This window comes from Acidisoma sp. (genome assembly GCF_035492295.1).
In the GTDB taxonomy this organism is placed as follows: Bacteria; Pseudomonadota; Alphaproteobacteria; order Acetobacterales; family Acetobacteraceae; genus Acidisoma.
The window spans coordinates 1-9218 of the sequence record NZ_DATJJK010000111.1; the positions used below are offsets into that span (position 1 = coordinate 1).

The 9218-nt window shown below is 57.4% G+C and carries 8 protein-coding genes; 1 reads left to right on the plus strand and 7 read right to left on the minus strand.

Annotated features, from left to right (window positions below):
• Positions 1–305 precede the first annotated feature (305 nt).
• From VL752_RS07970 to VL752_RS07985, 4 genes are all read right to left on the minus strand, one after another.
• Complete coding sequence (locus tag VL752_RS07970; RefSeq protein ID WP_325353910.1) at positions 306–1277, minus strand: ABC transporter permease; 972 nt, start codon at positions 1275–1277, stop codon at positions 306–308.
• Positions 1278–1347: 70 nt separating this feature from the next.
• Positions 1348–2919 carry a sugar ABC transporter ATP-binding protein gene (locus VL752_RS07975; RefSeq protein ID WP_325353913.1) on the minus strand — a complete coding sequence of 524 codons (1572 nt, stop codon included), beginning with the start codon at positions 2917–2919 and terminating at the stop codon, positions 1348–1350.
• On the minus strand, positions 2916–4172 hold the full coding sequence (locus VL752_RS07980) for an LVIVD repeat-containing protein (RefSeq protein ID WP_325353915.1): 1257 nt from the start codon (positions 4170–4172) through the stop codon (positions 2916–2918). Before VL752_RS07980 ends, VL752_RS07975 begins: the two co-directional genes overlap by 4 nt.
• A gap of 229 nt (positions 4173–4401) precedes the next feature.
• On the minus strand, positions 4402–5517 hold the full coding sequence (locus VL752_RS07985) for a substrate-binding domain-containing protein (RefSeq protein WP_325353926.1): 1116 nt from the start codon (positions 5515–5517) through the stop codon (positions 4402–4404).
• A gap of 110 nt (positions 5518–5627) precedes the next feature.
• Between VL752_RS07985 and VL752_RS07990 the strand changes: the two genes are divergently transcribed.
• Positions 5628–6611 carry a LysR family transcriptional regulator gene (locus VL752_RS07990; protein WP_325353917.1) on the plus strand — a complete coding sequence of 328 codons (984 nt, stop codon included), beginning with the start codon at positions 5628–5630 and terminating at the stop codon, positions 6609–6611.
• Between the two features lie 58 nt (positions 6612–6669).
• On the opposite strand, the gene VL752_RS07995 is transcribed toward VL752_RS07990, so the two are convergent.
• The 3 genes from VL752_RS07995 to VL752_RS08005 form a co-directional block, all read right to left on the minus strand.
• A complete protein-coding gene (locus VL752_RS07995; RefSeq protein WP_325353919.1) occupies positions 6670–7413 on the minus strand; it encodes a ribonuclease activity regulator RraA in 744 nt (247 codons plus the stop codon).
• A gap of 17 nt (positions 7414–7430) precedes the next feature.
• Entirely contained in the window at positions 7431–8216 is a 786-nt protein-coding gene (locus VL752_RS08000) for an SDR family oxidoreductase (RefSeq protein WP_325353921.1), read from the minus strand.
• A gap of 442 nt (positions 8217–8658) precedes the next feature.
• On the minus strand, positions 8659–9218 hold a 560-nt coding region (locus VL752_RS08005; RefSeq protein ID WP_325353923.1), incomplete at its 5' end, for a xanthine dehydrogenase family protein molybdopterin-binding subunit.

Consider the following 9218-nt stretch of genomic DNA (forward strand, 5'->3'; position numbering starts at 1 on the left):
ATGGAAGTTCCCCTTCACGCTTGCAGCAGCCGTTCGTTCGACCAAGTTTGAAGGGCGATTGGACAAATAAGCAATAAAGGCGCTTCGTGCTGCAATAGCAAAAATCTATAGATGATTACGCCACCAATATTAGCAGATTTCTGTCTTTTCTGAATATTCGGTTTGTCGGCGAACTCTCAGTAACTAAGAAAATAATTGTGTTGATTTAAGTTGAGATTTGATGGGGGATGTCCGCTCCCGGCGGCATCGCGATGCGCCAAAGTGTAAGACCTTCCGCCAAGGAGCCGAGGAACACTGACAAAGCCTCAAGATACTGGCCTGATCGCCGCGCGCTGCGGCATAGCGCGCACCTTCGTTCGCCGGCGCTGGGCGAACCCGGCAAGGGCGATGGAGACGACGAGGGTGACGCCGTTGAATAGCGGCTCGACATAGAAGGCGCCTCCGAGTTGCTGGATGCCTGAAATGCCGACTGCGAGGATGAGGACACCGCAAATCGTGCCCCAGACATTCACCCGACCCGGCCTGATCGTCGTGGAGCCGAGAAAGGCCCCCACCAAGGCCGGCAGCAAATAATCGAGGCCAACATTAGCTTGCCCAATGCGTAACTGCGACGCGAGAACGCAGCCAGTGAAGGCGGTCAGGAATCCCGACACGACGAACACACCGATGACACGGCGTCGGACCGGAATGCCATTCAGGGCAGCCGCCTTTTCATTGGCGCCGATCGCATAGATCTCTCGGCCGACAGGCAACCGCTCCGTGACCAGCCACATCAATATCGACAAGACCAGCACATAGATCGCGGGCATCGGGATCGAGAAGATAGAGAGCGCGTTGATGTCAAGAAAGCCATTTGGCAAGAATCCGATGACCTGACGACCGCCCGTATGCCACAGAGCGAGGGAGTAGAGGATCGTCCCCATGCCGAGCGTCGCGATGAAAGAATCGACCTGTGCCACTTCGACGAGGAGACCATTAAAGAGACCAACCAAACTCCCTGCGATCAGAACGAGAAGAACCGCGACAGGCCAAGGCAGATGAAACCAGACCTGAAGACTGATCGCCAATATATGCCAAAGCACGATGCCAAAACCGACCGTCAGGTCAATCCGACCAGCCATCATGGGAATCATCGCAGCGAGTGCCAATAGCGCGATGATCGATTTGTCGCTGAGGATTAATCTTACGTTCAAGGCCGTGGGGAAGGTGTCCGGGAGAATAGCAGAAAACAGGATCACAAGCAGAATAACGAGAATCGGAAGGCCATAGATCGGCAATAGCCGGGTCACGGCGCCCCAGCGCGACAAGGCAGCCAGTTCGGACCGGGTTGGTTCCAACGCATTGGATTTAAGCGATTGCATTGCGATCCTCGAGATGATCCAAAAACGGTTTCGCCCCGCCAGAGTAGCCAACTGACGCGGAGGCTACAGCGACAAGATTTTTGATGGATAGCTCCGCAGCGCCAAGTTCAGCCGCGACCCGACCGCGGTTGAACACCAGCGTGCGGTGACAAACTTTGGCGACTTCCTCGAAATCCGTCGAAATGATGATGATCACGGAACCGGCCGCCAATGCGACGTCGAACAGGCGGTATATTTCGGCCTTGGCGCCAACATCGACGCCAGCCGTCGGATCTTCGAATATATAAACTTTCCCGCCAAGATTCAGCCAACGGCCGATAACAACCTTCTGCTGATTGCCGCCCGACAGAAGCTCGACAGACAACGCCGGATTGTTAGGCCGCAATCCCACCTCATTGCCAAGAGTCAAAGCTTGAGTGATCTCGCGGCTCGGATAGACGACAGACCAAGGATGAAGTCCAGCCATCACGTTATTGACGAAGAAGTTCTCTCGTATCGTCATGCCCGGCAACACGGATTCGCCGACGCGATCGGCGCAGACTAGTGCGAGGCCACGCTGCATTGCTTCGCGCGGTGACTGCACCTTGAGGGGCTGCCCATCCAGTTCGATGTGCCCTTGATCGATCGGCAGGAGGCCAAAAAGGGCTCTGCCGAAGCTCTCCTGTCCGGCTCCACGAAGCCCCACGAGCCCGACAATCTCGCCTGATCGGAACTCACAATCAATCGGACCGACGTCGCCGATCGTCATGCCTTCAACGCTCAGCCTTACAGGGCCTGCACGTTCGATCGGGCGCCGGAAGACCTGGGACGGTTCCCGCCCAACGATGAGCAGAATGACCTCCTCGGGTGTTGTATTTGCGACCAAGCGCTCACCGGCAACAGAGCCGTCCCGTAACACGACCATTCGATCGGTGATCTCGAAAATCTCGTCGAGCCGATGCGAGACGTAAATGATTCCCATCCCCCGTTCCCTCAGGCGCCTCAGAACGGCAAAAAGGCGAGACACCTCGTCCGCGGGAAGGCTTGCCGTCGGCTCGTCGAGTACCAGCACCTCGGCCTCCGCGGCTAAGGCGCGAGCGATGGCGACCAGGGATTTCTCGGCTCGGGTAAGATTTTGGACGCGACTGTCTGGGTCAATATCCGCGCCCACAGCGGCAAGCGCCTTGGAGGTGCGGCTGTTCACGGCGCTCCAATCTATCAGCCCATAACACCTGGGATAACCCAGCGTCAGGGAAACATTCTCAGCGACTGTCATCCACTCAATCAACCCGAGATCCTGGTGGATGAAAGCAATCGGGAGAGCGCGCACGGCATGCGACGACTCCTGATTCCGATAAGTGATGCTGCCGGCATCGAGTGAATGCACGCCGGCGAGAATTTTGATCAGTGTTGACTTGCCAGCGCCATTCTCTCCAAGAAGGGCCAAAATTTCACCCGATTGAAGACGAAAACTCACCGAACTGAGGGCTTTTGTGCCGCCGAACTGCTTCGATATGTCTCGCAACACAAGCAAAGCGGGCTCGGCAGCTTTGTCTCCGACCGGCTCACCCTGATTCACCCAACAAACTCCGTGATGTAGAGACCGACTGAGAAATCTGTGCAATAGACAAGCCCGTTCGCATCGACGAAGACATCGGCGGAATGCAACACGAGCGGCCGACCAGGGCGTGGATCGATGAGCCGCTTTGGAGGTGCCGGCACGAAAGCGGCGCATTCCTTCGGCTGGTACGGATTCCTGATATCGAAAGCCCGAACGCCGGCATTCTGGTAGGTCGTGAAAATAATATCGGAGCTTACAAAATTCCCGGGACGGTTTTCGTAAAGATTATGCGGCCCAAAATGGCCACCAACCGCGACATAATCCTTATCGGACGGCAGTGGAAAGGTGGAAATGCTGATTGGATTCCGTGGTTCTCGACAATCGAAGACCCAGATCGGCTTTATCCCGTCCTCCATGTTGTCGAGCACGGCTTCGTCCAAGACAAGAAGCAGATCGCGGTCGGGCAGCGGTAGGCAATTATGAGTGCCGCCGCCGAAAGGAGGCGCCCAACTCTTGTGGGTGATCAACTTAGGTGCAGTGCGATCGGAAACATCCACCATGACCATGCCGGCGTCGCGCCAGGCGCAATAAGCGATGTCGCCGCTGACGACGCCATGATGACAGCCATAGCGTCCAGTTGTTGACGGCCATGCAGGAGTTTCACCAGCCGCCAAGTTCATGCCCGGCAGCCAGAATCGCCCCGCTTCTTTCGGATTGCTTGGATCAGCCAAATCGATTGTAATAAAGATGTAGTCGCTGAACCCTTCGATCAGAGCTGATGCGTATGCCCAGCGACCGCCGACGTACCAGACACGATGAAGCCCCCCGCCGTTGACCGGCATGAAACCAATCCGCCTCGGCTGAGCCGGCTCGGAAATGTCGTAGACCGCAAGCCCGGCAGACCAATTCCGCTCTCCGACCGCTTCGGCATGGGCATGAAAATCTGCCTTGCCTTTGTAATAATTTCGTTCATCGGCAAGCTCTGGCTGAGCCCACATGTTCTTCGCATGCACGACGAGAAGAAGATCTCCGTGCGTCTGCAGATGCAGATTCCACGTATTGTCCGGACAGGGGACATAGTTGACCTGTCGAGGATCTCTTGGGTCTGTTACGTCGATCACGCTAAAACCCTGCGAAAACAAGTGCCCGACATAGGCGTGGCCCTTGTTAACCATCACCTGAACGGCGTCGGGTCGTCCCCCTTGATCACTATGTCCGATCATACGCATGTTGTGGATATAGTCAGGTTTAGGTAGGTCGGCGGCGGTCATCCTTTATCCTCCTTTGGCTGCTGCGGTTGGTCGGACGTCATCGCAAGATCGTGGCGACTGCCGCCCAACTCGCCTTGCAGCAGTCCCCGACCAAATGGCGCAGACAAACGCTATTAGCCGCATGCTTGTCGACGCAAGCCTGTCTTCGATCACCAATTTGTTCGTTCTGGCAGTACATCTGTCTTTCAGAAATGGGACCGAAGATGCGTCATCCAGGTCTCTCTATGCACTATTTACCCCAGATCTTCCGATAGGCTGTCTCGTATCCATTATGCGGATCGTAGATGCCGCCTGCGCCACGATCGTCATTGACATTGGAGGGGACAAAGAGATGGACCGGATTGATGTAGCCGCTTGGGGGCTGATCTGCGAACGCGCGGTTCAACTCGTCAACAAGCTGAAAGGCCTGTTCCCGAACCGGTTCCGCAACCGTGGCAACCTGATACTGCTTGGTATCGATGCGCTGGAACGCCGATGCTGAGCCATCGCCGGCCGAAATATTCTTTGGTGAACCGTCACCCGCGAGACCCGCCGCCTGCAAAGTAGGCGCCATGAAGTCATAGTAAAGGTCATTGATCGCAACTGAATATGTCCAGCGGGCTCCATATCTCGTCAGCAGAGCGGTTGTGAGCTGCGGCATTCTGTCGTGTACCTCGCCGAGCGGCGTGTCCTCGACCGCGAGAACCTTGCAACCACTGCAGCCCTTGATAGCAGCCTGCTCCGCATTCGTCTTGGCAATGGTGATTGCATAGGCACTGTCTGTAAATAGGATCGCGCCCGCCGTCCCGTTCGAATCCGCCACAGCATACAGGCCAGCAGCCTTCCCAACCACGACCGGATCTGTCGTCACATTGACGAAGATGTTCGACCCTTTGATCTTGCCGGGGGTCATGCCCGAATGCCAGGAGACAACTTTGATGCCGTGATCGATCGCTTGCTGGATGAGGGAGTTCATTCCGATTGCGTCGACGGAGCCAAGAATGATGCCATCGGGCTTTAAGGCGATCGCCTGTGTCAGAGCAGCCGTCTGACCCTGTATGGTCCCTTGGCCATCGAGCACGCGGTACTTCCACCCGATGACCTTGGCCGCCTCCCCAGCGAACTGTCCGACAGAGCGGCCCCCACTGTTGCGCTCGTCGTAATCGACGAATATGACGGTTTTATCGGGCTGCGCGGCAGGGCCGGTGGTTGGCCCGGTCCAGGAGGAGCCTGGCTGCGTTACTTTGGCGATATAAGCCTTGGCTTGAGTAGTATAGGCGTCATCAGCTTTCGCGGCGATGCCCGACAAAAGCGTCAGGACGGCACCAACACATACTCCAACGAATAGCCGACTTCTGAACGCCATTTCCAACCCCCGATTTCTATTTTTATTTCGGCTAGGTGCCAAGGTTGACGAAGAATACTCTTGGCGTAGATTTGAGACATTATAAGTCTTTCTAATAGGGACGTTTCACGATGCGCGACGACGCCATCCCCTTCGATTTGCGCTCCCTGGAGGCATTCCTCACAGTGTGCGATCATGGAACAATGGCGGCCGCGGCGCGGGTGCTGGGTGTTACACAGCCGGCGGTATCGCAGACAATTGCCGAGCTGGAGGAACGCACGCGCACCGTGCTCTTCGATCGCAGCGTGCGCCCGCTCGGACTGACCCCCAGTGGCGCCGTCCTGAGGCAGCGAGCTAGCGCCTTGTTGGCCGATGCGCGACAAATCAGCCCGCTTCTCCGTGAAACACGGCGCGGCAATCTGCCTCTGCTCCGTGTCGGCTTCGTCGAATCGCTTTCACGGGCGCTGATGCCCGAATTGGCGACGCATCTGTCGACAGTGTCCGATTACGTTTCATTTGTCTGGGGAATGACGGCCTCCCACACCGGCGCAATACTCAATCGGAGACTCGAACTCTTCATCCGTGTTGATGATATTGAGACGCTGGAAGGGCTGGAGAAGCGACGGCTGATTGAAGAGCCCTATGTGGTGGTCACCCCGCCAGACTTTCCTGCGATCAACAATCTCGATGACCTGGTCAAATTGAGCCTTTCGAGAGCGTTTATCCGCTTCAGCCCGCAAACGAAGGTTGGTCGGGAAGTGGAGCTCCATCTCCGCCGCATCGGACTAGATCTTCCGCGGTCTCAGGAGTTCAATACGCCATTCGGCGTCACTTCCGCCGTCGCACACGGCGCGAGCTGGGCAATCACAACGCCACTCTGCACCTACGAGTCCGGGATCTCCCTGCAGCACCTCCGGATTTACCCTTTGCCCGGCCCTCGTTTACGGCGGCGACTCGTCTTGATCGCCCGACATCAGGAACTCGGACGGCTACCCTTGGAGATTGCCCGCTTCAGCCGTGATCTGCTTCAGGCAAAGGTCCTCCCTGCTATATGCGATTCCATCCCATGGATTGCGCAACAGATCGAGCTTGGAGATCCTGCATCGCTCCGGTAGGAGAGCCGCCACCCCACTCCATCGAGTGCGGCTCTTTATTTGATCAAACGTCGCCTTTTTAGGATCGTTCTCGTTGCCAGGCTTGAAATTCTTCGATTGTTTCATCGGAGGGTGGATACAAGCCCATCAGCTTGCGGCCTTCTTCGACCCGCTGCAGAACCCAGGCCTCGAAAACCTCCGCATGGGGCGCGGTCTTTACTACCTGGTCGACGAGGGAATTTGGAATCACCACGGCGCCATCAGCATCGAGGACGATGACGTCATCGGGAAAGATCGCGACGCCGCCGCATCCGATTGGCTCTTGCCAGCCGACGAATGTCAAACCGGTAACGGACGGGGGAGCCGCAACTCCATTGCACCAAGTCGGCAGGCCGGTTTTGCGAACACCGTCTAAATCTCTGACAGCACCATCCGTCACCAGGGCGGCCGCTCCACGATATTTCATCCGAGCACAAAGAATATCGCCAAAGATGCCCGCATCCGTAATGCCCATTGCGTCAGCCACGGCAATACAGCCTTCAGGTATCACATCCATCGCTCCCCGGGTCGATCGGGCAGAAGATAGCGACTCCGGTGTCGCCAGATCTTCGCGTGCGGGAACAAAGCGGAGCGTGAACGCGCGCCCGACCACTCGCGGATAGTCTGGCTCGATCGACCGTGCCCCGCGTATCCAGACATTCCTTAGCCCACTCTTTAGCAGCGCCATCGTGATGGAGGCGGTGGAGAGATTGCTCAACACCGCGCGGATGCTTGGGTCCAGCGGAGCCATTGGCGCGGTCGGTGCGCCGGGTTCGTTAGACATGTATCGGCAATCTCCAGCTAAATGCTTTGTATCAAACCACCATCGACGCGGAGGCTCGATCCTGTGATGTATCCGGCACGATCACTGGCCAGGAAGGTAACGGCATCCGCATATTCCTCCTGTGTCCCGTATCGCCCCATCGGTATTGTCGCCGTGCTGCTGCTTTGAATGGCGTCCAGGCTGCGGCCCTCCCGTTGAGCACGCGCCTCGTCGAGGAAACGGATGCGGTCCGTCGCGATTCTTCCCGGTATGACCAGATTGACGGTTATGCCCTCGTGAGCAACCTCGGCGGAGAGGGTCTTGGACCAACCGACCAGCGAAAGCCGGAGGGCGTTGGAGAGTCCGAGATTCGGGATCGGTGCAACTACACCCGATGATGTGCTCGTCACGATTCGGCCCCATCGACGATCACGCATGGAGGGTAGCACGCGGTCCGTTATGGCGATGACCGACAGGACCATCGAGTTGAAATGCTCCGCCCACACCGCCGGATCAATCCCTCTGGCTGTCGTGGGGGGCGGCCCACCGGTAATGTTGATAAGAATATCGACAGGTCCCAGCGAAGCTTCGATCGATCGGACGGAAGGATCGATGACAGACAAATCCGCCAAGTCCCACGCCAGTCCCATCGCCGTCCCGCCGGCGGCATCGATCCGATGGGCGGCACTCGCTGCGGCATCGCCCTTGATGTCGGCGATCGCAACTTTTGCACCCTCCGCTGCCAGGGCCAGAGAAATGGCTGCCCCAAGGCCCCCACCGCCGCCCAGAACAAGTGCCGTTCGGCCTTTGATCCGCAAATCCATTTTTGACGCCTCTTATCCTTGGACCGCTGCCATTGATGCAAGGTTCGCCTGCGGGAACACTGACTCCCGAACTGGTGGTCCATCCATTGTCGCAACGGTTTTAGCCGTCGTGTGGATTTGGGATGCTATAAGATTTTCTAATCTCCCCTTGATGGCAACGCTAAAGAGGTTTGCGAGAACCCGCTTGCCATCGGAGATTGTTGTATGCACCGACCGTATCACTGCGGCGGCCCCAGTTTGCGGGATGTCGAGCCGATCCTGGCGGCGCATCGTGTCATCGTCAGGTCCGAGAGCGTCCGGAACTGGAGCAGCTGCTTCGGCCGAGTGTTCGCTGCCACAAAGAAACACCCCCGCCCCAGGGCCTGCGATCACTGGTGCCTCGACAAACACTCATACTTGGTCGGGGGCGACCTGCATTGCCCTGGGGCGGGGAATCAGAATGTCACATGAGCTTGTCCAGCGTCAGTGGCAGGTCACGAATCCGCTTTCCGGTGGCATTGAAAACCGCGTTGGCAACGGCAGCGGCGGTACCTGTGATGCCAATCTCTCCAATGCCGCGCGCACCCATAGGCGTGTGCGGGTCTGGAATATTGTTCCAGATCACGTCAATATCGGGAACGTCCATATGCGAGGGTATGTGGTACTCGGACAAGCTTGGGTTCATAACACGCCCGTTCCGCCCGTCAAACTGCGTCTCCTCCATCAGAGCAAGTCCGAGACCCATGATGATGCCACCACGGAACTGGCTCGCCGCTGTCTTGGCATTCAGGATGTGTCCACAATCAAAGGATCCAAGGAAACGGTTGACCCGCGTTTCGCCCGTGACGGGATTGACGCGAACCTCGCAGAACATCGCGCCATAGGAGTGCATAGACCAATTCTGCAATTCGGTCGGCGGCGGTGCATTCGCCTCCACGATCACCTGCTCGCGTCCAGCGCGAGATAGTATGGAAGCGTAACTTTCGTAACGCGTCGGGTTGGCAAGCTCGGCGAGGCCGCCAT